The 25,688-nt window shown below is 40.3% G+C and carries 25 protein-coding genes; 8 read left to right on the forward strand and 17 right to left on the reverse strand.

Features of this window, described 5'->3' with window-relative positions; all coding sequences use genetic code 11:
* Positions 1–11 precede the first annotated feature (11 nt).
* The 6 genes from QRD02_RS05945 (at position 12) to QRD02_RS05970 (ending at position 5,791) form a co-directional block, all read left to right on the forward strand.
* Entirely contained in the window at positions 12–1,220 is a 1,209-nt protein-coding gene (locus QRD02_RS05945) for an efflux RND transporter periplasmic adaptor subunit (RefSeq protein WP_290254013.1), read from the forward strand.
* Between the two features lie 113 nt (positions 1,221–1,333).
* Positions 1,334–1,672 (forward strand): P-II family nitrogen regulator, encoded by a 339-nt coding sequence (locus tag QRD02_RS05950; RefSeq protein WP_290254014.1) that lies wholly within the window; start codon positions 1,334–1,336, stop codon positions 1,670–1,672.
* A gap of 16 nt (positions 1,673–1,688) precedes the next feature.
* A complete protein-coding gene (locus tag QRD02_RS05955) occupies positions 1,689–2,114 on the forward strand; it encodes a Fur family transcriptional regulator (RefSeq protein WP_290254016.1) in 426 nt (141 codons plus the stop codon).
* A gap of 12 nt (positions 2,115–2,126) precedes the next feature.
* Positions 2,127–3,443: an APC family permease gene (locus QRD02_RS05960; protein WP_290254017.1), complete on the forward strand. Its 1,317-nt coding sequence runs from the start codon at positions 2,127–2,129 to the stop codon at positions 3,441–3,443.
* A 174-nt stretch (positions 3,444–3,617) separates the two neighbouring features.
* Positions 3,618–3,827 carry a GDCCVxC domain-containing (seleno)protein gene (locus QRD02_RS05965; protein ID WP_073217619.1) on the forward strand — a complete coding sequence of 70 codons (210 nt, stop codon included), beginning with the start codon at positions 3,618–3,620 and terminating at the stop codon, positions 3,825–3,827.
* Positions 3,828–3,886: 59 nt separating this feature from the next.
* Complete coding sequence (locus QRD02_RS05970; protein WP_269353707.1) at positions 3,887–5,791, forward strand: heavy metal translocating P-type ATPase; 1,905 nt, start codon at positions 3,887–3,889, stop codon at positions 5,789–5,791.
* Positions 5,792–6,365: 574 nt separating this feature from the next.
* Here QRD02_RS05970 and QRD02_RS05975 read toward each other — a convergent pair.
* The 3 genes from QRD02_RS05975 to QRD02_RS05985 all read right to left on the reverse strand — a co-directional run bounded on the left by QRD02_RS05975 (position 6,366) and on the right by QRD02_RS05985 (position 7,291).
* Positions 6,366–6,545: a hypothetical protein gene (locus tag QRD02_RS05975; RefSeq protein ID WP_290254018.1), complete on the reverse strand. Its 180-nt coding sequence runs from the start codon at positions 6,543–6,545 to the stop codon at positions 6,366–6,368.
* A gap of 76 nt (positions 6,546–6,621) precedes the next feature.
* Complete coding sequence (locus QRD02_RS05980; RefSeq protein WP_290254019.1) at positions 6,622–6,864, reverse strand: hypothetical protein; 243 nt, start codon at positions 6,862–6,864, stop codon at positions 6,622–6,624.
* A 154-nt stretch (positions 6,865–7,018) separates the two neighbouring features.
* Positions 7,019–7,291, reverse strand: a complete 273-nt coding sequence (locus QRD02_RS05985) for a hypothetical protein (protein WP_290254020.1) — start codon at positions 7,289–7,291, stop codon at positions 7,019–7,021.
* An 883-nt stretch (positions 7,292–8,174) separates the two neighbouring features.
* Between QRD02_RS05985 and QRD02_RS05990 the strand changes: the two genes are divergently transcribed.
* Together QRD02_RS05990 and QRD02_RS05995 are read left to right on the forward strand one after the other, a co-directional pair.
* Positions 8,175–8,609, forward strand: a complete 435-nt coding sequence (locus QRD02_RS05990) for a DUF6943 family protein (RefSeq protein ID WP_237608736.1) — start codon at positions 8,175–8,177, stop codon at positions 8,607–8,609.
* 177 nt (positions 8,610–8,786) lie between these two features.
* Positions 8,787–9,428, forward strand: coding sequence for a DUF6266 family protein (locus QRD02_RS05995; RefSeq protein ID WP_290254021.1), 642 nt, complete (start codon positions 8,787–8,789; stop codon positions 9,426–9,428).
* 138 nt (positions 9,429–9,566) lie between these two features.
* Here the strand turns inward: QRD02_RS05995 and QRD02_RS06000 are convergent, their stop codons facing one another.
* From QRD02_RS06000 to QRD02_RS06065, 14 genes are all read right to left on the reverse strand, one after another.
* A complete protein-coding gene (locus QRD02_RS06000; RefSeq protein ID WP_290254022.1) occupies positions 9,567–11,288 on the reverse strand; it encodes an efflux RND transporter periplasmic adaptor subunit in 1,722 nt (573 codons plus the stop codon).
* Positions 11,289–11,409: 121 nt separating this feature from the next.
* Positions 11,410–11,898: a DUF305 domain-containing protein gene (locus tag QRD02_RS06005; protein ID WP_290254023.1), complete on the reverse strand. Its 489-nt coding sequence runs from the start codon at positions 11,896–11,898 to the stop codon at positions 11,410–11,412.
* Between the two features lie 4 nt (positions 11,899–11,902).
* Positions 11,903–13,942 (reverse strand): heavy metal translocating P-type ATPase, encoded by a 2,040-nt coding sequence (locus tag QRD02_RS06010; RefSeq protein WP_290254024.1) that lies wholly within the window; start codon positions 13,940–13,942, stop codon positions 11,903–11,905.
* Between the two features lies 1 nt (position 13,943).
* Entirely contained in the window at positions 13,944–14,495 is a 552-nt protein-coding gene (locus QRD02_RS06015) for an AAA family ATPase (RefSeq protein WP_290254025.1), read from the reverse strand.
* Between the two features lie 6 nt (positions 14,496–14,501).
* The gene (locus QRD02_RS06020; RefSeq protein WP_290254026.1) at positions 14,502–15,341 is read right to left on the reverse strand and encodes an ATP cone domain-containing protein; all 840 of its coding nucleotides are present in this window, start codon (positions 15,339–15,341) and stop codon (positions 14,502–14,504) included.
* Position 15,342: 1 nt separating this feature from the next.
* On the reverse strand, positions 15,343–16,176 hold the full coding sequence (locus QRD02_RS06025; RefSeq protein WP_290254027.1) for a universal stress protein: 834 nt from the start codon (positions 16,174–16,176) through the stop codon (positions 15,343–15,345).
* A 222-nt stretch (positions 16,177–16,398) separates the two neighbouring features.
* The gene (locus QRD02_RS06030; RefSeq protein WP_290254028.1) at positions 16,399–19,125 is read right to left on the reverse strand and encodes a heavy metal translocating P-type ATPase; all 2,727 of its coding nucleotides are present in this window, start codon (positions 19,123–19,125) and stop codon (positions 16,399–16,401) included.
* A 76-nt stretch (positions 19,126–19,201) separates the two neighbouring features.
* Entirely contained in the window at positions 19,202–19,759 is a 558-nt protein-coding gene (locus tag QRD02_RS06035; protein ID WP_290254029.1) for a helix-turn-helix domain-containing protein, read from the reverse strand.
* Between the two features lie 5 nt (positions 19,760–19,764).
* A complete protein-coding gene (locus QRD02_RS06040; RefSeq protein ID WP_290254031.1) occupies positions 19,765–20,991 on the reverse strand; it encodes a permease in 1,227 nt (408 codons plus the stop codon).
* A gap of 51 nt (positions 20,992–21,042) precedes the next feature.
* Complete coding sequence (locus QRD02_RS06045; RefSeq protein WP_290254032.1) at positions 21,043–21,498, reverse strand: heme-binding domain-containing protein; 456 nt, start codon at positions 21,496–21,498, stop codon at positions 21,043–21,045.
* A gap of 3 nt (positions 21,499–21,501) precedes the next feature.
* Positions 21,502–22,131: a DUF3347 domain-containing protein gene (locus QRD02_RS06050; protein ID WP_290254033.1), complete on the reverse strand. Its 630-nt coding sequence runs from the start codon at positions 22,129–22,131 to the stop codon at positions 21,502–21,504.
* A gap of 53 nt (positions 22,132–22,184) precedes the next feature.
* Positions 22,185–24,554, reverse strand: a complete 2,370-nt coding sequence (locus QRD02_RS06055; RefSeq protein WP_290254034.1) for a multicopper oxidase domain-containing protein — start codon at positions 24,552–24,554, stop codon at positions 22,185–22,187.
* A 163-nt stretch (positions 24,555–24,717) separates the two neighbouring features.
* Positions 24,718–25,038, reverse strand: coding sequence for a four-helix bundle copper-binding protein (locus QRD02_RS06060; RefSeq protein ID WP_290254035.1), 321 nt, complete (start codon positions 25,036–25,038; stop codon positions 24,718–24,720).
* Positions 25,039–25,118: 80 nt separating this feature from the next.
* Positions 25,119–25,685 (reverse strand): helix-turn-helix domain-containing protein, encoded by a 567-nt coding sequence (locus QRD02_RS06065; RefSeq protein WP_290254036.1) that lies wholly within the window; start codon positions 25,683–25,685, stop codon positions 25,119–25,121.
* Between the last annotated feature and the right edge of the window lie 3 nt (positions 25,686–25,688).

Consider the following 25,688-nt stretch of genomic DNA (forward strand, 5'->3'; position numbering starts at 1 on the left):
AAAAGAGAAAAATGAAGAATATACTATTAGTAAGTACCGTATTATTTACACTTATGTTTATGAGTTGTAACGATGCCCCAAAATCTGAACTTGGCCACAACGAAACGGAAGTCGGGGAAGATGCGCACGGCGAAGGCCACGACGAGGAAGAAGGTGTTGTGGAACTCACAAAACCACAGGCCGAAACCATTGGTTTGGAAATGAAACCTCTGGAGGAACGAAATTTAGGAAACAATATTAAGGTAACAGGAACGCTGGAACTTTTCCCACAGGATAAGGCAAACATAAGCCCTTTTGTTGGTGGAAATGTGAGTTCCATAAAGGTAGTACCTGGAGATAATGTAAGTAAAGGACAGGTATTGGCATATATTGAGCATCCCGATATCATAGCAATGCAACAGGAATATCAGGAAAAAAATGACGAACTGGTCTTTTTGAAACAGGATTTTGAGCGCAAAAAGACCCTTTATGACAAAGGTGTTTCTTCTGGAAAGGAATTTCAGATGGCACAGTCAAGATTTCGTTCCACAACATCCAGTGTCAATGGGTTGCGTTCCCAATTGAAACTGTTGGGCATTAATCCCGACAAAGTGGCGGAAGGTCAAATATATTCCGCTGTTCCCATTACCACGCCAATAAGTGGATACGTGGCAGAAGTAAATATAAGTTTGGGCGATTATGTGGGCGCTCAATCCAAAATGTTCTCAATAAGCGATAACTCAAAAATTTATGTCAATTTTAAAGTATATGAAAAGGACATATACCAAATAAAGAAAGGGCAACAAATATATTTTTCCACGGCTTCCCACCCGGACAATTTGCTTAAAGCAACCGTTCGGTCTGTTGGTAAAACCTTTAACACCGACCCAAAGGCTTTGGAAGTCTTGGCGGATATTGAAAACAAGGATAAAAACCTATTGCCGGGTATGTATGTGGAAGGGCGCATAGTGCAGGGCGAGAAAAAGGGTTTCGCTATTCCTGAAGCTGCCATCATAAAAGAAGGCGAGCAATCCTTCATTTTCATTTTGGATGAAGATGAAGAAATGGAAGCGGGCAAAATGAAATTCAAAATGATACCCGTAACGGTTGGTATTACTGATTTAGGTTTTGTTGAAGTCAATCTTCCTGCCGAAGTTTCAAAGGATGCCAAAGTGGTCATAAACGGAGCTTATAACCTGTCTTCGGAAATGGTAAAAGGCGAACTGGAACACGGACATTAATTCAATAATAATCAAAGGTTTTGATTCCGAGTTTGTTATCGTCTTAATTAGTTAGTTAAAATTAAAAAACAGGCTCGGTTCAAAATTGATTAAAAATTTAAAAAGTTAATAATATGAAAGAAATAAAAGCATTTATAAAACCGAACCGAATCCAAAGAGTCATTGAAGCACTATCTGACAATGGATTTGAAAGTATCACGCTTTCACAAGCAGAAGGCACGGGCGCATTCAAGGCAAAAGGCGCAAGACCGTCGCTGGATTTTCACGTGACAGATAGTCCAGTGGTCAAGCTGGAACTGGTTTGTCAAAATGAGGAAGGAATAGCCGCAATTGAAACAATTCTAAGAAATGGAAAAACGGAAGAACCAGGGGATGGTATAATTTATATAGCTAATATAGAAGATGCCTATCACATTAAAACGGGGGAATCCTTAAAACGTTTCGACCTGTAAATCAATTTATAAACAAATGGAAAAAATAGTTCAATTTTTAGAAAGCAAAGGAATAAGGCCTACTGCAATGCGCCTTTTGACCTATAAGCGGTTGGCAGAGTTGAATGTGGCCATCAGCCTTGGCGATTTGGAAAAGGATTTTAAGGTCAGTGAAAGAAGTACCCTATTTAGAACTATGAAAACCTTAGAAAAAAAAGGTGTTGTGCATCAAATTGAGGATGGTACAGGAGTCATAAAATACGCTCTTTGCGAAGAAAATTGTGAGTGCGAGGTCGGCAACGACCTTCATTTACACTTTCGTTGCAACAATTGTAATGAAACGGTCTGTTTAACAGAGCATAAAATCCCTTATATCAGCTTACCCGATGGTTATATCACGGAGGATATCAACTTAGTAGTAAAAGGTATTTGTGAAAAATGCAGCGGCCATTCCAGAAATTAAAAGAACAGTATTATGGCTGAACTAAAAAAATCATTGGGAACCCTTCGCCTCACTTTTTACGGTGTAGGTACTATTGTGGGCGCAGGAATATACACGGTAATTGGTGCCGCAGCTGGTCAAGCTGGCACAGACCTTTGGTTGAGTTTTATTTTTGCGGCTATTGCGGCAAGTGTGTCGGCAATGTCTTATGCTGAATTATCCTCAACCTATCCGAATGCGGGTGCGGAATTTATTTTTGTACGCAAGGCGTTTCCTAAGATTGATATTCCGTCTTTTCTCACGGGCTGGACGATTGCGTTCCACAGTTCGGCCACCATTGCAGCGGTGCTACTGGCTTTTTCAGGCTATTTCAACACTTTTTTTAGTATTCCTTCCCTACTTGTCAGTTATGGTGTTTTGGTTATGCTCTCGTTGATAAGCATTACGGGCATCAAGAAATCATCTACCGCTAATATCATTATGGTTAGTATTCAGCTCTTGGGATTGTTCCTTCTTATAGCGTTCGGACTTTTGGAAACAGGCCCACCAAAAGCAGCATTTTTTAAAGTTGAATCCTTTTCCGGTACTTTGGCAGCAACGGCTACCTTGTTTTTTGTTTATACTGGCTTTGAACATATGGCGGCTTTGGGTTCAGAGGTAAAAAACCCTGGCAAGACAATTCCTCGTGCCTTTCTATTGACAATGGTTTTTACAACCGTCATCTATTTGCTCATATCTTTTACGGTACTCAACATTGCCGACCCGTCAGAACTGGCAAAAGTGGATTCGCCACTTTCACTTGCGGCATCCAACCTCAACAGTTGGTTGCCCGTTGCCTTGGCCGTAGCAGCACTTTTCGCCACTGCAAATGCGGCTTTTAGTGGTATAATTTCTATTAGCAGGTTGCTTTTTGGAATGGCAAGCGTAGGCGAACTACCAAAATTTATGACCAAAACCAATGCACAGAAAGTTCCGTGGGCAACTACCCTTGTAGTTATGGTAGCAGTTGCTGGATTTATATTGTTGGGAGATATCAAAATCGTAGCGGGAATGTCATCTTTGGGTGCATTGCTTGTTTTTGTTGCCGTGAACTTTGCACTTATCGTATTGCGTTTCAAAGCACCCAATAAAGAAAGACCATTCAAAGTTCCTTTATCCATTGGAAAAGTTCCAGTATTGCCCATATTGGCGATACTCATTAGTTTGTCCTTGGTAATTCAATATGATTGGGAAGTATATACAGCATTTGTGGGAGCTATTGCAGTAGGCATTATCTTGGATTATTTTTTGGACAAAAAGTCAAAAGATGAAATAGACCCTGAAAAAGAAAAGGAGCTTTTTAACCATTAATCTAATGTTATGGACTGGATGTTTGAAGATTTTAAAACCGAACTGGATAACCTAAATCCTTACGAAAATGGTAACGCGATCATTGAGTTTGACGATACTAAAACGAATGAAGGTGAAAATTGAGGAAGCAATTAATGCAACAAATTACAAGGTAACAAGAAAAAATAAAAATCAATGGAAGCTATATTAAAATCAGAAATTACCTGTCCAAACTGCGGACACAAAAAAGTAGAAGATATGCCAACAAATTCCTGTCAATTCTTTTATGAATGTGAGAAGTGTAAAACTGTTCTAAAACCAAAAGAAGGTGATTGTTGTGTGTATTGTTCTTATGGTTCTTTGCCCTGTCCTCCTATCCAGTTAACAAGAAAAGATGAATGCTGATGCAAATGCAATTCCTGTGCATAACCTTTTAAAGTATCTTTAAAGAAAATTTTAATAAAATGAAAGCAGCTACATCCCGGCCCTTAAGCCCAAAAGTTAATAAAGAAAAAACAGGCTGGAAAACCCACTGGGACCTTCTGCTTGCCTTGCTGATTTTGGTTATACTGTTAACATTGGAATATGGGTTTAACCTCGCCATACCCACTATACCTTTATTGGCAATTAACCTCATTGCTTATCTTCTCGCCGGAAGAAAAGTTTTAGATCTCGCTTGGCGAAAGTCAAAAAGAGGCGATTTCTTCAATGAATTTGTATTGATGAGTGTGGCAACAATCGGCGCATTCATCATTGGAGAATATGAAGAAGGTGTTGCCGTAATGGTATTTTACCAAATAGGCGAATGGTTTCAGGACTCGGCAGTTAAGCGCGCCAAAAGAAGCATTAAAGCCTTGCTTGATATAAGGCCTGATGAAGTTATCGTTCTAAGAAACGGAAAATCACAGGTTATACATCCTTCAGAAGTAGAAATAGGAGAAAAGATACAAGTGAAACCTGGTGAAAAGGTTGCCTTGGATGGTGATCTCATTTCTGAAAAAGCCTCTTTCAACACTGCGGCATTAACAGGGGAGAGCAAACCAGATACCAAATATAAAGGTGAACAGGTACTGGCCGGGATGATCAATCAAAACACACTTGCAGAAGTAAAGGTAACCGCCCTGTTTAGGGATAGTAAACTCAGCAAGATCTTGGAAATGGTACAGGATGCCACCGCACGTAAATCACAGACCCAACTCTTCATATCCCGTTTTGCCAAAGTATATACCCCAATCGTATTTTTCCTTGCACTGGCACTTTGTGTAACCCCAATATTTTTTGTGGATGATTATGTGTTTCGGGAATGGTTTTATCGTGCATTGGTATTCTTGGTGATCAGTTGTCCCTGTGCATTGGTTGTTTCCATACCTCTGGGCTACTTTGGAGGTATCGGCCTTGCTTCCCGAAATGGAATCCTGTTCAAAGGCGGAAACTATTTGGATGTTATGACCCAAGTAAAAACAGTGGTGATGGACAAAACAGGCACCTTGACCAAAGGGGTCTTTAAAGTTCAGCAAGTAGTATCCGAAGGAATTGAAAAAGAAGAACTGATCAAAGTAGCAGCAGCTTTGGAAAAGAACTCGACCCATCCCATAGCCATAGCTGTAACGGATTATGCCGATAATAAACACCAAGGCCTACAAACTTCAAACATTGAAGAAATAGCAGGACACGGCTTGAAAGGCATCGTTGGTAATAAGGAAGTATTGGCTGGAAACCTTAAACTTTTAAAGAAATATGACATAGCTTATCCTGCCGAAGTCGAACAGATTGTAGATACCATAGTGGTATTGTCCATTGATAATAAGTACGCCGGTTATATCACTATTGCCGATGAAATAAAGGAAGATGCATATCAGGCCATCAAGGAAATGCACCGTCTAAACATAAAAACCGTAATGTTATCTGGTGATAAACAAACAGTGGTAGATCAGGTGGCAAAAGTTTTGGGAATTGATGAAGCTTATGGTGGACTGCTTCCGGATGAAAAAGTGGAGAAAGTGGAGGCTCTTAAAAAAGAAGGAGTAAAATTGGCCTTTGTAGGCGATGGTGTTAACGATGCTCCGGTTATTGCCCTCGCCGATGTTGGTATTGCAATGGGCGGTCTCGGTAGTGATGCCACCATCGAAACAGCAGATGTAGTTATTCAAAACGACCAGCCGTCAAAGATCGTTGCAGCAATAAAGGCGGGTAAAATCACCAAAAACATTGTCTGGCAAAATATCATTCTCGCTATGACAGTCAAAATTATAGTACTTGCATTAGGTGCAGGCGGTGTTGCTACTTTATGGGAAGCCGTTATCGCAGATGTGGGTGTAGCTCTTTTGGCTATATTGAATGCTGTGAGAATACAACGGAAGGATTTATAACATCCGCATACTTATCTTGGCTTCAAAAAGATTGTTTTTCTCGAACGAAAAAAATGTTCCTTGCTCTAGCGGTTGTTGCTATGTTCGCTTCAAAAACTTAATAGACAACCCAGATGTCATTTATAAATTGCTCATTCCTCTACTGATATTTTTCATTGTGATATTTATTATTGGTCAAATCCTCAGGCAAATCCTTAACGTTTAGCTATTCAGACAGGGTAAGCCTGACATTAACTACTACGGCAAGAAATTCACCTATTTCATTAGCCATTGCCGTTTCTGCTTTTTCTTATGAACCATTAATTGCATTATCATTAATTATTGAACCATTGGTTGAACTTCCAGTTTGGTTTTGACATCACAAATCATATTGTATTATTGTGCTTAATATACTGACCCTAATTTCCTCACCACTAAAGCTAACCTTATTCCTTCTATAGCGGAATTAGATGATTCCAATTTAAGGAAAAAAACCCACCGCACAGCCATTTGCTTCCAGTCGGTTCTTTTCGTTCGTTCGTGCCTCACTCTCTACAATCACCCACTTCCAGCAACGCGCAGCAAGAGTACTCCTTCAATCGGTTCCGTTGCTCTCCACCTCAATCAGTCGCACCCTTGCTTTTTCCCACGCGCATCCAAACGCAGGTAAAGCGGTGTTCGTCAGTCGTTCCGCTTTGTTCCGCAAAAACATATCTGCAAGCCCATTTGGTCGCGCCACGTCATTGCGAACGCAGTGAAGCAATCTCTCGGTCATTAAACCCCAGGTATCTCAAAGGCTTGCATATACCATAAATAGCACCGCTGCGGCGACACGTCCTCGCCGGCGCTATTTATTTGTTTTGCTTCACACGCTGCTCTCCTTCCTCACCCGTGGCTACTCCATACCCCCAAACCCCAATAAGGTGTTCGCTATCGCTCACCACTTTTTTTTTGGGGGTCTGCCGCCACTTGTTAATTGTGCGAGCCTGCGGGTCGCTGCGGGCTGATCGGGCTGTCACGATTTTTGCAATCCCCAATTTGCCTACAGTCGCTTCATTTCGCTCACTCGTGCCTCCTTCACTCAACTCAGCCACTTTCGGCAACCCGCGCAAGAGTAGCTCATTCTCTTCACTACACGAGCCTACGTACCTCCATTACGCAATACAATTTTGATTCCTAAGATTCATCTTGGATAATATAAACTAAATGGAAATCCAATAATATTTATAGCGTTCAGGTATTGCTCCATTACGGCTCCGGCATCGTTTCGTTACGTTCAATCGCTACCCTTGCCTTTCCCAACGCTGAAGCAAAAAATCGCGCCAGCCCTGCCGTAAACGGTAGGCGTCTGCCGCCCTCATTCCTCGGGCTTATGCATCCACCACCCTTGCTCCGCTCGCAGGCGGCTCGCATTATAGTTCCAGCAATCCATTTCGTTGCCCTCCATTCCTTGCTTCCACTATAGCTCCGCTTTGGTTTACCTGCCTTATAAACTTCAATCGAATAAGAATAAACATCCACTTGATCATTTAAGAATGGTCATCTCATAATCATTCTTGACTCCAAATAATTTCAATCTCAAATGAACTTTCGATTTGAAAATAAAACTTTTCATTATTCCACTTGCTATGAAATTCCGTGTTCCGATTCATCCGATTAACAGAAATACAATAACCCCACTTTTAATTCCGAATCAAATCATCCTTACGTTAGAGAGAAGTAAAAACTCCAACATAAAGCAAAGGTACAGGCGTGCGGATGCGAGAGCTGCAAGGGTTCGCTTCGCCTGTTTTAAAAAAAAATCTCCACCCTCGCTTCTTGCTTGCATTCAAATTTTCACTGTTAATGATACTATGGTTTCCACCTGATTGTTACGCTCTTAACACACGGGTAGTATTTTTTTTAACAGCCCTTGCATCAGTCGCACCGATCCTGTGGCATAAGGCATTATGTTCAAGTTTTTATTTAGAGTCCGTTTAGGCAGCCGGTGGTTGTTGGCGGGCATACGCACCTCGGGCAGTCCGTTCTTCATTGGTGTGCATTACGTAGGCTTCAAGGAGTATACGTTGCGCATCCTTTGGCTAGAGTGCTGCCTCACAGAGCTCCCTTTTTAGGGGGCTCTTTTTTTTAGTCGTTCCCCTAAAAATTAATAAAAGAGGTCAGCAAAGATAGGCGGGTTGCCCCATTCTTCAGCCACCACGGGTTTTCAAGGTCAAGCCCTCCGGGTTTTGATGAAAATCTCCATCCGCCTCTGGCTGGATAGTATTTTCATTCAAAAACCTTGACAACCCCAGCAAACCCGCCTAAACGAAAGCTTTCTCTTTTCTTTTTTTTCGCTTCTGATTTTCTCTTCTGAAAAAAATTAATGCGAAGCAAAAAGAAGCCAATTCTAAAAAGCTTTTATATGAAAACGTTCCGAATCAAAACTCACAGACTACCCCTCACCTATTCCAAACCACATTTCTTTATACTCAATAAAGGATTAAACAGTGGAAAACCATTAAAGGAATCTTGTCCGAATTGCTTTGTCTGCACTACAACCGGCGAAATCCACAGAGATTTTATGTACTGGTTATGTTCCGGATTATGGAAATCAAAATCATTCCATTACTTTTTGAAAGGATCCGTGATTCCGTCTATAACCATTGGAGATGTGAAAACCCATCTTGAGAAAAGTGAATCTATCGCATCCAGAAATTTTGAAAGATTCAACCAATCCATCCAAGCCCTAAAATCTTTAGAACTCAATGAACAAAAACTAAAGCTGACTCTAAAACTGATTGATACCGCGAAAAAGGCCATCCTTCGACAACTGATGTATAAATCAGATGCATTTTAAACTCTTCATTTATAAGAAAATCCATTTCTGAAAGGCAAAACAAAGCAAGTAAAAGCAACACCCCCCGCTACCAGAGCTCCGCACATTAATTGAAGTAATTTAGTTGTATAAGGACAACGCCGTATGAAGTCCGTGCCAAGTCCGAACATTTGTTTAACCCATAAATACATATAAATTATGGCAATCATCAATCAAGGTATTCTCGGCGGTGTATCCGGAAAAATCGGGAATGTAATCGGTGGGACCTGGAAGGGCATCGATTACCTACGAATCAAACCTTCCAGCGTAGCGAACCCCAAAACTGAAGGGCAATTAGACCAACGGTCTAAGTTTGCTAAAGTGTTGTTTTTCCTCCAACCGATGGCAGATTTTCTGCGTGTTGGATTTAAGCAATACGCAATTAAGATGACGGAATTCAACGCCGCAATGTCTTACAATCTGTATAATGGAGTGGTTGGTGCTTATCCCAACTATAACATTGACTATCCAAACGCATTGGTAAGTCGCGGTAATTTGAAAGGTGTGGCCAATGGAACCGCTACATCTTCTGCTCCAGAAGAAATTGAAATATCTTGGGATGACAACTCCAGCAGTGGAAATGCTCTTGCCACCGATAAATCTTTAATTCTGGTCCTGAACCCGGACAAGAAAGAAAGTATTTACACCACAAGTGGTCCAGTAAGATCCTTAAGAACTGAAACATTGGTATTGCCGGCTGAATATTCCGGTGACGTTGTTGAGGTGTATTTAGGATTTGTTTCTGCAGATGGCACAAAAGTCTCCAATAGCACTCATTTAGGTTCTGTAACAGTTGCTTAAATGCGATTGGGGTTTTCTCCCCGAAACCGTCCTGAATAAGGGCGGTTTTTTTATCCTTTTGTGAAAAAGCTTGATTCCCTTTCCACCTATTTTTGTGCAACTTCCTATTTTGAATAATTGATGGGAGTTCAAAATTGATTATTGAATAGACTCAATCACACTACCACAAGTCAACATAGCATCTCCATAATAAGGATTTTTGATTTCTTTATCTGTGCTTATCCAGAAAGCCCCGTTGTTGTTATTGGCCATCGGACAATTTTGAATATAAAGTTGTTGGCCTGGCTCATCAATGTTCATAACCAAAGGCACCATATTTTGGTTTAAGATTACAAAATGACTGCGTTGGTTCTCTATGTCGTCATTCTCGGCAATGGCAGTCAGCATTTTCTCAATTTGCCCTAAATGCGATTTTTCCATCTTTCCCAATTCTGCTTCAGGAATTGAATTGATTTTTTGCAAAGTGGACTTTGCAAAAGCTGAAACGTTTTTTGCATCACTCTCCACAAATGCATTTTTCATCTGTAAATAGGGTTTAATACTTTCCATAAGAACATTTTGAACTTTGTTTGACAGTTCCATTTTCATTTCCTCCATTGAACCTTTATCCGTATTCGATTCACGTTGGTTCATCATCGATTTCTTGCCCTGTAATTGAGCGGCCGCATCTACGGTAAATGTGCCGTTGGTAACAACTTCATCTCCTTTTTCAAGACCCGAAACTATTGTGAAATTATCGCCGGTATGGCTGCCGAGGGTTACTTCCTGCATTTCAAAAATAGGTTCATTGGGATTAGTTTTTTTATAGACCAATGAGCGTTCGCCTGTCCACATCACGGCACTTGCAGGAACAGTGAGTGGTGATTCCATACCGTTGGACTTACCTTCTACCTTTCCTGTTACAAACATTCCGGGTTTAAAAATGCCTTTGTCATTTTGGAGGTTGGCACGAACCGTTACGGTCCTGGTCTGGGTATTTAAAACAGGTTGTATGAACGATACCGTTGCATCAAATTCCTTGTTGGGATAGGCATTGGTAGTAACCTTGATTTTTTGACCTTTTTTGAATTGGGAAATCTGACTCTCATAAGCATCAAATTCTGCCCATACCGTGTTTAGATTGTTTACTTTAACTATGGGCTGCCCCTGCTTAACGTAGTCGCCTTCGGATGCCAATTTTTCACTTACCGTGCCCGATACCGTAGCGTAGATAGGAAAGTTCTCACGTACTTTACCCGATTCCTCGATACTGTTGATTTGTGCTTCCGAGAGTTTCCACAGTTTCAGTTTGTTCCTTACCGCTTTGTATAGTGAGGGCTGTGATTCTTTGAGCGATGCGGCGGTAATAAGTTCCTGCTGTGCCGCTACAAGGTTGGGCGCATAAATAGTAGCCAATACTTGACCTTTCCTCACTTCCTGACCTTCATAATTAACGTTGAGCCGTTCAATCCTGCCGTCAAAGTAACTGGCTTGGACAGCGCTTTCTTCTTCGCTCGCTTTAATTTTTCCCGAGAGCGAAATCATATTATCCTTTTCAGCCGTTTCGGCTCCCACGATAGTGGTTTGAATATTGGCCAGTGCGATTGCGTTTTCGGTCATTTTAATTTCGTTCGCCGCCAGTCCGTCTGCGCCTGATTCTGCGGGAATTAAGTCCATTCCGCAAATGGGGCAGTCACCCGGTTCGGGCTGCATAATCTGTGGATGCATTGAGCAGGTCCACATTTGGGTTTCTTTTTTGGAGTTTTCTGAAACTCCAGAGGTGTTGGCATTAGAAGTTCCGTCATTCGAATTTCCAAAGAACACATAACCCAGGACAAGTCCTGCGGCTAAAATTGCGATATAAATAATGTATTTTTTCATTGTTATAATTTTGATTTTAAATCTTTTCCCTAACCCCAAAGTTTTTAAAATCTTTGGGGTATTTTACCGAGACCTCGTTGTGCTTGGGATTATTTTGTGTTATTTATTTATACAAACTATTTTAATCATTATTTTCCAATCGCTTGATATACTTTTTCATTTCAGCGATTTCCCTTTTTTGGGCTTCGATAATGTCATCGGCTAACTTTCTCACTTCCGGATCCTTGATATCAGCTCTTTTACTGGTTAGAATCGCAATGGAGTGATGCGGTATCATAGCCCTCATATATAAAACATCTCCAATGATGGGTGCCTGGGCCCTAACCAAGCCAAGCGCGCTTATAAACAATACCACACTGCCCACATAAATAGCAATATTTTTCTTTTTGTTTTTGTACATTTTGAGCATCAGGGACAGCATTATAACGGCCATCGCAGCAATGCCCAAACAGGTCATATAAAAGCGCGTAAGGCTGAAATAGACGTGGTCGATTTCATAAGTGTTCAAATACATTGTAATGTACATTGCGATAAATGACCCTCCCAGCATTAAGAAAAATCGCGTATAATTATCATTGTTTTTTTTGTCGTGGTTTATTTTGTCTTTCATAATATTAATTTTTCATACTTCCTTTAAGTAATTGTGCATTTCCTGCTGCGATAATCGTACTGATACTCATCAATGCGGCACCAAAGGCTGGACTGATCATAAGCCCCGGTATGAAGCCTGTTGCCAATGGAATGGCTATTATGTTATAACCCGTTGCCCAACCTAAATTTTGAACCATTTTACGATAGGTCGCTTTCCCAAACAATATCAGGTTAACGATATCTTTAGGATCACTGTCCATCAATACGATATCCGCAGTCTCGGCAGCCACATCCGTTCCCGAACCAATAGCTATGCCCACATCTGCTTGTGCCAAAGCAGGCGCATCATTTACGCCATCACCTACCATTGCAACAAATTCGCCTTTAGCTTGAAGTTTTTTTATCTGGTCAAGTTTTTGGTCTGGCAATACTTCTGCCATATAATCGTCGAGCCCGAGTTTCTCGGCCACGTCTTTGGCCACGATTTCATTATCGCCGGTGAGCAAGGATACTTTAATATTGTTTTCGTGAAGCGTTTTAATAGCGCCATAGGAACTTTCCCTGATTTCGTCCGCAAAGGTTATAAAGCCAATTAACTCGTCATCAATAATGGCAAAAACCTTGGTCTCAACGCCTTCATCTTTATCTTCGTCAACAGATTTTTTTAATTGCTCCAGCAATAAAAATCCACCTACCTGCACTTTTTTGCCATTTACGGTTCCACTAACCCCGATACCCGCATTGTACTTGAAGTCGGTTACCGGGGGAATATCAATTTTTTCTTCTTTTGCCTTCCGCATTAATCCTTTGGAAATATGATGTTCCGATGGACTTTCAGCTGCCGTGGCGTATTTTAAAAGCTCTCTTTCGTCATATTTTGAAGATAGGGAAACGATGCGTGTCACTTCGTGTGTGCCCTTGGTAAGTGTTCCTGTTTTATCAAATACAATGGTCGTTATTTTTCTGGATGCTTCAAAAGCGGTTCTATTTCGGATCAATAATCCATTTCTCGCGGAAATACTTGTTGATATCGCTGCAACCAATGGCACGGCCAATCCCAGGGCGTGAGGGCAGGAGATTACCATAATAGTTACCATTCGTTCCATTGCAAATGCCATCGTTTCGCCTAATGCCAACCACGTAAAGAAGGTTCCAAAACCCACTACCAAGGCAATTATAGTAAGCCATTTAGCAGCTACGTCTGCCAATCGTTGGGATTTCGATTTTTGTTTTTGGGCTTCCTGCACCATATTTATCACCTTGGATAAATAAGCATCTTCACCAATACCTTTAACCTGAACTTTTACAACTCCATTTCCATTTATGGCACCACCAATCACTTCATCATCGACTGTTTTCGTGACAGGTCGGCTCTCACCTGTGAGCATACTTTCATTCAGGTCACTTTCACCTTCGACGATAATCCCATCAGCGGGAACTTTTTCTCCAGGCTTGATTAAAATGATATCACCTTTGTTTAGCTCATTTATTTTTACTTTTCGGGTCTGGTTGCCATCAACCAGATTTGCTTCGTTGGGCATTAATTCCGCCAGGGCCTCTAAGGCTTTGCTTGCTCCTAAAATGGAACGCATTTCAAGCCAATGACCAACCAACATCACAACGATAAGCGTTGCCAGTTCCCAAAAGAAAGTTTGACCTTCGAAACCAAAAATGACTGCGGAACTATAGAAATAAGCTGCAGTAATCGCGATGGCAATGAGCGTCATCATTCCTATCGTTTTGGCTTTAATCTCGCTTACCAAACCCGATAAAAATGGCCAACCTCCATAGAAATATACTATGGAAGACAGGGCAAAAAGGACGATGTCGCTTCCCGTAAAAATCCATTCAACTCCCAGCAATTCTTGAATCATAGGCGATAATGCCAAAATAGGAATCGTCAAAATGAGTGAAATCCAGAATCTTCGCTTAAAATCTTCAATCATCATTCTGTGATGATCCGAATGATCCATTTCGGCGTGGGAATGGTCGTGGCCTGAACGGTTCATTTCCACCCTGTGCTCGGGACGTTTTTCGTGATTATGATGCTTGTGATGTTCCATTTTAAATAGGTTTAAGGTTGTTTAATATAAAATCTACTCGTTCCGATGGTGGCAATACAGGGACGTGTACTACGGGGAAGGGTAGCGATTCATATACTGCGGTTATGAGACTATGTATTTTGTTTTGGTCGTTTTCACTCTCCAATCTTGCGTAATCATTAATAAGGGGCAGTTTGTCCAGAATAAAAACCTTTTTGTAATTTACTTTACGCAATGCTTCTTTTAAAATTTTGTCAACAGTTAATTCCAAAAATCGATAGTACGCCAATGCATCGGGGATTGCCCTGTCCAAAAAAACCAAATCATTTGGGTCTATCGATGCCTCCTGTTCGATTTGCATATCCAAAACGCCAAGTTGAAACGCCCGTTTATTGCTTCGTAATTCTTCAACAGACTGTCCATCTACCCGCATTGTGTCAATGTAGTGCCTTGCGTGTTCTATGGTGGTTTTATACCCTCTTTCGGCAAGCATATTGATAGTGGTGGTTTTGCCGGTACTCGGGCCTCCAGTTATAACACACCAATTGGTTTCTATGGCTTGGTTATTCTTCATTTTATTTTAGTGGTTACATAGTTCGTTTGCTTCTTTTAAAATCCTTTTCCTTTTCGATGTTGATATTCCTAAATCATCTAACAACTTTGGATTATCACAAATCTCCTTACAAAGCACTATGTCATTGTTCAGGATCTTTTGCTTATCCTGTTTGCTCAATGAGGGTAATGCTGTAATTGGGTACAATCTTAGCAGGTTTATTTTGCTTTTAAGACTGTTTTGTTCCGGATAATCCCAACTTACCATTCCGAGCCCTGCACATTCGCCAAATTGTATGGCATCGGCTGAAAACCTGGTGTTGGTATATAACCAACCTTTGTGAAATTTTAGAGAATGGTGTTGGTTTTTTAACCATTGGGTTTCCAAATCCCTAAACCTTGATTGTACATAAAGTGGGGTTTTTACATTACAATTTCTGCCTTGGTGATTATGGAATTTACATTCTACTAAATAATGTTCTTCCGCTTTCAGGGCGGTAACATCTACTTCGTGGGTAACACAATGCCCTTGCATTACAACACCCACATTTGTTTTGAAACCTTCATATTCAAGAATTTTTCCCACAAACCTTTCAAAAGGATAGCCGGTTGGACCCAATTCCATTATGGCTTTTTTAAGTTTGTATCGAGCAGAACCTGATTTTGATTTGCGTTTCAGCATCCCATACGCCATTTCATAAATCCGTTTGGTAGTTATCCCTTCGGTTAACTGCGCCTGGATTTCTTCAGCAATTTCCGTTACAAGTTGCTCACTGGCTTTGGAATGCCTTAAAGAGCGTTTTAGCTTTTCTATATTGAATGCTTCAACCTCGCCAGAATACTTTATGATATTGATTGTTTTTTCCATTTTAAAGGTGGACTGTCATTACAGGCTTTTTTGAATGATTTGTCACGTTTTCAGCAATGCTTCTTGAAAATATGCTCGACAGCCCCTTTCTACTGTTGGTGTACATTGCTATTAAGTTCACCTCATTTGAGTCTTCAAACTTTTTGATACCGCCTAATACGGTAGATTCGTTATAAACGTGCATTGCATAATTCTCCAAATTTGGAAAATGCTTTAAAAATGCTCTAATTGGTTGCAGTCCATTTTCAACGCTATTAAAATCAGATGTAGTATTGATATTTAACAAATGGATTTTTGCATTGCACTTTTTTGCAATCTTCTCAACTTCCTTAAAGGCATTGGATATGTCTTCTTTAAAATCAGAGACAAACACGATATTTTTAAAGGGAAATGTTATTGCATCGTCCTTTACCACTAAAATGGGCACACGTGCTTTCCTTATAATCTTTTGGGCATTGCTTCCCAACAGTTTCTTTAAGAACCCACTTTGGATGCCTTGGCTTCCCGTAACAATAAAATCGTGGTTAAAATGGTGGGAATGTTTCACAATTGCATCTTCCTCTGAAACAAATTCCAAAAATGTCCTTGACTTTAAACCTTTACTTTCAGCTTCTTTGTCCAAAGCATTCAACTTCTCTTTTGCTGTGCCAATTTCCGCTAACGTTTCAGGATAATTTTTTTCTTGGTTTTTGGGAAGTTTAATCCAATTTACCACAGTACTTATTTGGTGCAAAAAATGGATTTCGGCATTAAAAAGTACTGCCATTTCTATGGCCAATTTTGTTGCTTTGTTGCAGTTGTCCGAAAAATCCGTGGGTACTAAAATATTTTTCATTTTTTGTTTATTTATTAATGTTAAATTATATGCTTATGCTATACAAACACCTATGAACCAAAATTTTAACCTTTCCCAGATCAGCTGTAAAATATTATCATCATAAACCCAAATAAGGCAATGCTCCAATAAGGCCTGTCAAAAATCCTAATTTTTTGATGTTAATTGTTTGCATAGTTTTTATTGTTTATCGTTGTTTTCTATTGTTGCGCGTTAACCTACTTAATTAATTGATTTTGTACGCAATCTTAGGGCATTGGCAATTACCGAAACCGAACTAAAGCTCATTGCCAAAGCTGCAATCATCGGAGACAGCAGTATCCCAAAAACCGGGTAAAGCAATCCCGCAGCAACCGGAATGCCCAGAGTGTTGTAAACAAGGGCAAAAAATAAGTTCTCCTTGATATTCCGCATCACTACATCACTTAAGTTTCGTGCCTTCACAATGCCGTGAAGGTCGCCTTTGACCAAGGTAATTGCAGCACTTTCAATAGCGACATCGGTTCCTGTGCCCATTGCAATTCCTACTTCACTCTTTGCCAATGCAGGCGCATCATTAATGCCATCGCCCGCCATAGCAACCACTTTTCCTTGCTTCTGTAATTTCTCTACTTCATCTAATTTGTTTTCAGGTAACATACTGGCTTGAAAATCTGCAAGATTAAGTTCACTTGCTACGGCCTGTGCCGTATTGTGATTGTCTCCCGTGAGCATTATGACCGCAATTCCCTTCTCCTGTAATTCCCTGATGGCCTTTGCACTCGTTTTCTTGATTTTATCGCCAATCACCACATATCCCACAACCTTCCCATCAATGGATAAATAAGAAACTGTCTTTCCCTGTTTTTGAAAAGATTGGGCCTCATTCACCATATTTTCAAGAACTATGGCATTGGCGTGCTCCATTAATTTGGCATTTCCCAAAGCCACTTTTTTTCCATTTACATTTCCTTCAACACCTTTTCCTGTAACCGCATTGAATCCCTCAGCCCTCAAAGTATTGATTTGACGCTCTTTGCCGTATTTCACAGTAGCCTCCGCCAAGGGATGCTCGCTTTGACTGTTTAAGGAAACAATGTATTGAAGCACTTCGCTGTCGGTTAAAATATTATCAAAAGAACCCACTTTTTCTACCGTCGGTTTTCCTTCGGTAATCGTTCCGGTTTTATCGACAATAAGGGTATCCACTTTGTGCATCTTTTCCAATGCCTCGGCATTTTTAATAAGTACACCGTTTTGCGCGCCTTTGCCCACTCCTACCATTACGGACATTGGCGTGGCAAGTCCTAAAGCACAGGGGCACGCAATAATCAATACTGCGATGGCATTGACCAGGGCATACACATAGGCAGGTTCCGGGCCCCAAATAGCCCAAACACCAAAAGTGAGTGCGGCAATGATCACCACAATTGGAACAAAATACCCGGAAACTGTATCTGCCAATTTTTGAATGGGCGCACGACTTCGGCTGGCATCATTTACCATTTGGATGATTTGGGAAAGCAAGGTATCCGAACCTACTTTTTCGGCTTTCATCAAAAATGATTGATTGCCATTAATTGTTCCGCTGCTTACTTTATCATCAACGGCTTTGCTCACGGGAATGGGTTCGCCCGTGATCATCGATTCATCTAAGGAACTTGAACCTTCGGTAATTACCCCATCCACCGGAATTTTATCGCCAGGTTTTACACGCAGAATATCTCCCAATTGGATATCGTCGATAGCCACTTCCTGCTCTTCGCCATTTACGACTTTTACTGCCTTATTGGGTGCTAATTTTAAAAGTTCCTTCACTGCCGAATTGGTTTTGCTGTGCGCACGCGCCTCGAGCACCTGCCCAAGCAGTACCAAAGTGAGAATCACTGTGGCTGCTTCAAAATAAACGTGAACGGTACCGGCTTCGGTCTTGAACTGATCAGGGAAAAAATCGGGAACAAGTAAACCGAACACGCTGAACAACCAGGCAACTCCTGCACCGATACCGATAAGAGTAAACATATTTAGATTCCAGGTTTTGATACTGCGGTAGGCACGTTCAAAAAACATCCAGGTGGCATAGAATACCACAGGAAGAGATAGCAAAAACTGAATCCAGTTCCAATATCTTAAGTCTAAAATGTCGTATAATTGACTGTTGGTCAGCATTTCGGACATTGCTATAATGAAGATGGGCAATGTAAAAGCAACCGCAATCCAAAACTTCTTCAGCAGTTTTTTATATGTTTTTTCCTCTGCGGAAAGATCTGGTTCCATAGGCACCAAATCCATTCCGCAGATGGGACAGCTTCCCGGTCCGTCTTTCACGATTTCGGGATGCATAGGGCAGGTGTATTGTGTTGCCAACCCGGAAGAAAGACTTTGTTCCTCTACCAAATCCATTCCGCATACCGGACAATCACCAGGTTTGTTGTAGGTTTTGTCGCCCTCGCAGTGCATTGGGCAATAGAAAGTTCCTGTACCTTTTCCTTTAGGCTTCTCAATCTTTTCCGTGGTACGTTCGGGACGCTGACCTGCCTTAAATATAGCATAACCGCCACCATCTTTCTTTAGGACATCCTGAAATTTCTCTATTGATATTTCAGATTTCATATCAATAACCGCTTCGGCCTTATCCAAATTGACAGTAACATTTGAAACACCATCTATTTGGGCAAGCGTTTTTTCTACGTGCGACCGACAACCGTTGCAAGTCATTCCATTAATCGGATAGGTGCGTGTTTTTATACCATCGGCTTTAACTGGGTGTATATGATATTTGCTTTTCTTTCTCTGTACAGCTTCTTCAAACTTGTCTATTGAGATATGGTTTTGCATTTCAATGGTCGCAGTTGATGCTTCTAAGTCTATATCAACGTCAATAACACCTGGAACATCGAACAAAGCTGATTTAACATTTCTCATACAACCCTTACAGGTCATTCCTTCAATTTGATATGTATGTTTCATCTTAAAAACTATTAATGTTAGGCTGCACAAGTTATGCAGCTTTCAAGGTGGAAGCTTTGATAATTCAGGTTAATTCTTATACAATTCCATCCAACGTCCTGCGATTCCATTTTTGTAATTTCCTGTATTGGGTCATAGACATACCCGTCATATTTTTAAATTGTTTTGCGAGATGGCTTCCACTATTGTAATCCAGGGAATATGCTATTTCAGAAAAAGTTTTATTACCCATTTGTAATAGCTCTTTTGTTTTTTCTACTTTCAGTTTTATTAGATATTTTTCAACTGTAATTCCTGTTGAAGCACTGAAAGTCTTGCTAATGACAGCGTAATCGACATTGAGTTCATTAGAAAGAAAAGTGGACATCTTCTCGTTTAAGCCTGTGAGGCTTTCAACTTTCTTTATCAAAGTCGTTTTAATGTTCTCTACTAAAACAGAAGTTTTACTATCAATAACTTCAAATCCATTGCGTTCAGCGATTTCTTTTAATACACTTCGACTAACTGACGCTTCATCCATAACAATCAATTCGCCCAATTCAAGGGATAAAATATCTATTCCTGCCTGTTTTAATTCTTGTTTTAGGACAATTTTGCAACGGTCGCAAACCATATTTTTCAGTTTAACCTTCATATTTATTAGATTAAAAATTTCACAATCAGTCCGCCGGCAAGCCACAAATAGCAGATAAAAGCGGCATATTTAAGAATGTTTTCCAGCAGTTCGCTTTTTGGGGCCATTTCACTCATTGAATGCTCTACGACCTTTTTCTTGAAAAATCCGAGATAGACTAAATAACCTGAAATGGCCAAGAATGCTATATTCAAAAAGAGGGTGTAGTCAACCTTAAAATATTCACTATCCTGAATCTTGACCTGTGAGGGATCGGGCAAAATGCTTAGCAAATCGAATGCATAATGCAGCGCCAAGGAGGTTCCAATCAATGCCGTAAATAACAGGAGCAAAATGAACAGCGACATTTTCCAACCATAGTACTTGGCATTGATACGCAGCACGGGAAAAACCACCAGATCACTAAATATAAAGGCCATCACGCCGGCAAAACTAACTCCTTTCCCAAATAGCAAGGCCGCAAGTGGAATATTGCCCATCGAACCTATGAAAGTCAGGAAAGCGGCCACGGGACCTACTACGATATGTTCCAGTATCTCGAAAAAGGTAAAGTCGGTATTTCCCTGCCCACTATTGACAAACAGCGTTTGAAAAAACGAATCGGGAACAAAGGCCGCCACAATACCCGCAATGGTGAACCCGACGGTTACGTCTTTCCAGACCATTTGCCATTCCATTTTGTATTTTTTGGCCACTTTTGCCCAGCTGGCTTCCTGTTTTATCTGCTTTTTCCAATCTTTGGAGTCATCTATTTCACTATCGTCATCTTCTTCTTTAAGGTTTTTACGAGCCTTTTCGATTAGTTTTTTTGGATTTATCAGGCGTATCAATATCCAGCAGATAGCGATGAGCAAGATTCCACCTACATATTCGCCCACCACAAATTGCCAACCGAGAAAAATTGAAATGATGATTCCCAGCTCAATGACAAGGTTTGTCGATGCCAACAAAAAAGCGATCGATGATACAAAGCTGGCACCTTTTTTAAAAATGGACTTGGTAGAAGCAAGTGCGGCAAAACTGCAAGAGCTGCTTATGAATCCGAAGAATGTTCCCAGAAGGACGCTCTTTTTTTCATTCTCGCCCATTGTTTTCTGCATCCTTTTTTCGGTCACGAAAACCTGGATCATACTACTGAAGATATAGCCCAATACAAATGCCCAAAGCGCCATCCAGAAAAATCCGGTGGTGGTATATGCGGCTTCACCCCATTGTTTTAGAAAATCGTCCATATAAATAATTTGTTATTGTGCAACAAAAGAAAAACCTTTTCTAATCAAGTTTTATTCTAAACTATCCCGCAACGCCGTTAAATAATGGATTATACTTATTTTTTCCGCTTCTGAAATCTTTGCTTCCCTATGTAATAAAGTATAGGAATACAATGGCATTTCATCATCTTCAATCTGACTGATAATCGACCTTAATTTACTGTTCTTCCTGCGATTGGAATACGCTTCCCATTCACTGAAATTTAATTCATCTTTTCCTTGTTTAATGTGATCCTCCAAGAACCAAGCGGCCGGTTGTATTTTATTGTACCAGGGATAATCGGTATTGTTGCTATGGCAATCGTAACAGGACACCTGTAATTTGTTTCGTATGGTGGCAGGCACTTTATTAACTTCCATAAAATCAGTTTTTGGTACAACTGTACTTTGATTTAGTTTTGTGGGCACAAACTGTAAGCCCACAAAACACACCAATAAAACCAACATTATGATTTTGACAATTCGCACCAATTAATTGATTTCTTTCTGCACTTTTCCACATTTCATCATTTTACTGCCGAAATAGGGATTTCTAATTTCCTTTTCCATACTTAACCATTGCCCTCCTTTGTTGTCATTGTACATTGGGCAAAATTGCTGATATAGCGTGTGGTTGGTTCCCGTGATAGTCACCATATCTGTAATATCCTTGGTCAACATTTCAAAATGCTCCCGTTGGTGAGCCATTTCGCTCCGGCTTATATGCTCTGCGTGCTCGATTGCAGATTCCTTTATATCAGTTAGTTCCTGTTTTTCTTTTGAAGTGTAACTGTCCACTTTAAAATTCTTTAATGAACTTTCCAGTTTTTTTCCCGCACTTGCAGCTGCTTTTTCATTTGTTTCCACTAAGGCGTTTTTAAGTGTCATATAATCTGCCAATATCTTTTCTGCTTCTGAATTTTGCGCATCGGAATCCATTTCGGTATTGGAGGAGGTCATAGTACCATCACCCATCTCAGTTCCATTGTTGTGCTCTGATGCAGACATTTCTGTATGCATAGTATCGTGCGCACCTTCTTTCTTGGTATCATTACAAGAAACGGCGGTAAAACCTAAAATTGCCATTGCCATAATTGCTGTTGTTGCTTTTACATTTTTCATTTTGATTCTAATTTTAATTTATATTAATATTTGTTTTAATTACTTACATTTTTTTAAAATCTTGCGGAAAGACCACCACCCGCACCGAAGCGGTTGTCGTAACTTGCCATCAAGGAAAAGTTTCGTGATAAATAATATTCTACTCCTGCATTCCAGATCACTTCTTTAGCGAAATTATCGCCTGCCGGAAGGTCGTCAACCCATCCAAAATTGGCTTGATATTCATACTCTCCAAATATTGCAGTTTTTGGAAATATGAGGATTTCCCGGCTTAAACTTATTTGGGGTCTTAATTTATTGTCAATACGCACATCTAAATTAAAGAGATAAGGTGTCAAATACCGAATCCCGGCAATTGCGGTGGTTGAAATTTCGTCTAAATTATCTTCCATTTCGTTTTCGACGTTCACCCCGCCAAAGACCCGCAAATAGTCGTGCAAATAACGTTCATAAGTGACTTCGGCTTCCAGATTCTTGTTCCACCCATATTCTGCGGAAATATTAAACTGATTGCGAATGTTGGAAGTGACAAAATTAAACTCCGTCATATGGGACGCCACATCGAGCAATGACCAGGTGTAGAATCGATCTGTTTCGTTGATTAATTTGTAAACTGGATATTCTTTCATCCTTGGGTCCCGTGGGGTGTCATAACTGAATATCCTGTCCATCCCGGCATTCATATGGTAGAGAATATGACAATGTAAAAACCAATCACCAAACTCATCTCCTTGATTCCCACTGAACTCTACGGTCACTTCCTGCATAGGCGCAACATTCACGGTATGCTTTAAGGGTGAATATTCCCCGTTTTTATTTATAACTCTAAAAAAATGACCGTGTAAGTGCATTGGGTGGTGCATCATCGTGAGGTTGTTGAATGTTATCCTGGTAATTTCCTTTCCACTTATTTTTATTTTATCTGTCTCACTCAGCGGAACACCATTCAAACTCCAGATATACCTGTTCATATTTCCCGTAAGGTTCAGAAGAACTTCCTTTACTGGTAAGTCTTTATCAAAGTCGGTTTTTTGGGGAGACTTTAGAAAGTCATAATTGTATTCCGAAAACATTTGCATTTTAGCCATATCGTCCTTTTGCATATTGGGAATTGCTTTTTCTCCCATAGCCATTTCGGAATTGCCCATATTTGAATGATCCATCTTTTCGTGCTTCATTGAATCTTTTGGCATATTCATCTTGTCACCGTCCATCCCTGCCCGACCCTGCGCGACAGAGTCATTCAGACGAGGGGCAGGCGGGTTCATTTTCGAATGGTCCATATCCATTTGCATTCCATATTCTTTCATTTCATACCGCTCGTCCTTTTTAGGTCGGAATTTTAGGGCGTGCGCCCACATTTTCATATCCATTTTTGCCATTTGCTGCATCATCTTGATTTTATCGGGTTTCGGGACAACTTCCGCTGGAAGTATTTTACCCTGGCCTATATAAGCCGTGGTGGTCCCCGACCCGTCCTGTGCCATTACACGTAACTCAATTTTTCCATTTTGTGGAACGGCAACAATAAAATCATAAGTTTCAGCAGTCGCTATAAAAGTCTTATTATGGGCAATGGGAACTACATTTTGCCCATCAGCTGAGACCAACATTGGCGTTTCGCCACCGAAGGTCATCCAAAACTGGGAGGAGGCGGAACCATTTATGATACGTAACCGAACCTTTTCTCCCGGTTTAAATTGTGGGTATTCAACCGATTCTTCGCCATTGATCAAAAATGCAGGATAATACACATCGGCGATATCTGCTCCTTCCATCCGTTGTCGCCAAAAATCGAGTTGTGCGCCAAATGCTCCCCGTCCAATAACTTGATTTAAAGGGGTGGAAGTACCTTTCTTCATTTGGTACCATTCATTACCGCGTTTAAGGTTACGCATCACACTTTTCGGTTTTTCATTGGTCCAATCAGATAGCATCAATATCAAATCTTTGTCATAATCCAGCGTTTTTTCTTTGGGATTGATTAAGAGAGATCCAAAAACGCCACTTTGTTCCTGAAACATCGTGTGCGAATGATACCAATATGTTCCTGATTGTCTAATAGGGAATTCATATTTAAAAGTGGTGCCGGGCTTTATGGGTGGGGTTGTTAAATAGGGTACACCATCCATAAAATTGGGCAATAGCATTCCGTGCCAATGGATGGAGGTTTCAACGCTCATTTCGTTTTTTACATAAATAACCGCGTATTCGCCTACGGTAAATTCTAATGTTGGCCCAGGTATACTGCCATTGATGGTCATACCTTCTACCTTTTTTCCCGCTTTATTGACCATTTCTTCCTTGATCACCAAGTTATACTCACGAATAGGAAGATTATCGGGGTTACCTGCCACTTCCTGCCCAGATACAGGGTAATTTCCTATAAAAAGGAGAATTATAACAAATTTTAGATGATTCATTTTAAGCTGTTTTCGTAATTCTCAGGCGATATTTCCAATTTTGCCATTAAGGAGTTTTGAGTAGTTAATATGTACCTTAAATAATTTGATGGGCATCCGCATTAAATCTTCAAAAAAAATATTAGAAGGATTGCCGGTTCAAAAAACCGACAATCCTAATTTCTTAGCCTAAATAAGCTTCACAGGCTTCTGCACATTTTCTGCAGGCCTCCGCGCATTCTTTACAATGGTCGTGGTCGTGTTTCTCACATTCCTCGGCACACTGGGTACAGATTTGCTGGCAGTATTCCACCATTGCCCGCACATTTTCAAAATTTGCTGCAAGTAAATTTGCTGTGGTATTGCAAACTTCTGCACAGGCTCTGTCAATCCTGATGCAGTCAACCATCATTTGAATGTTATCCTCATCCAGACAGGCATCCGCACAATAATTACAATGTGCTGCGCAGTTATTAAGCGCTTCAATCAGTTTTTCATTTTTCATAATATTCTAATTTTAAGATTAATAAAGAGTTAAAAGTAAGCAGGTATTTTATTTTTTTGTGGCACAATATTGGTTCTTATCTATACAATTTTATCCAACGGATTCCTGGAATTATGCTGCTGCTGTTTGTAAAGCGATAGACTCATACCGGTTTCATTCTTGAACTGGCGGCTCAAGTGATTTATATGGCTATAATTGAGCAAATAGGCCATTTCGGTAAAGTTTTGTTCTCCAATTTGGATGAGTTCCTTTACTTTTTCTATTTTCAGTTTGATAAAATATTTTTCGATGGTAAGTCCTTCCGTATAGGAAAAAACCTTACTTATTTTTGAGTACTCCGTGTTCAGGTTTTTTTCCAGATAGAGCGATAGCTTTTGTGGCACAACCAAGGGCAGATTTTTCAGAAGTAATATCAATTCTTTTTTTACTTGCTCTACTAACTGTCTTTCGACACTTTGTATCAATACAAAACCATTTTCAGAAATGATATCATTTAAAGTTTTTTCGTCTAAGGGATTTTTTATTTCCACTTTCAGTTTTCCCAATTCAATAGCAAGCACCTTGATTTCTTTTCCTTCAAGTTCGTTTTGCAATACTTTGATGCACCTGTCACAGACCATATTCTTTATGTGAAATTGTTTTTTCATAGC

It is taken from the genome of Aequorivita aurantiaca (assembly GCF_030410135.1).
Taxonomy (GTDB): Bacteria; Bacteroidota; Bacteroidia; order Flavobacteriales; family Flavobacteriaceae; genus Aequorivita; species Aequorivita aurantiaca.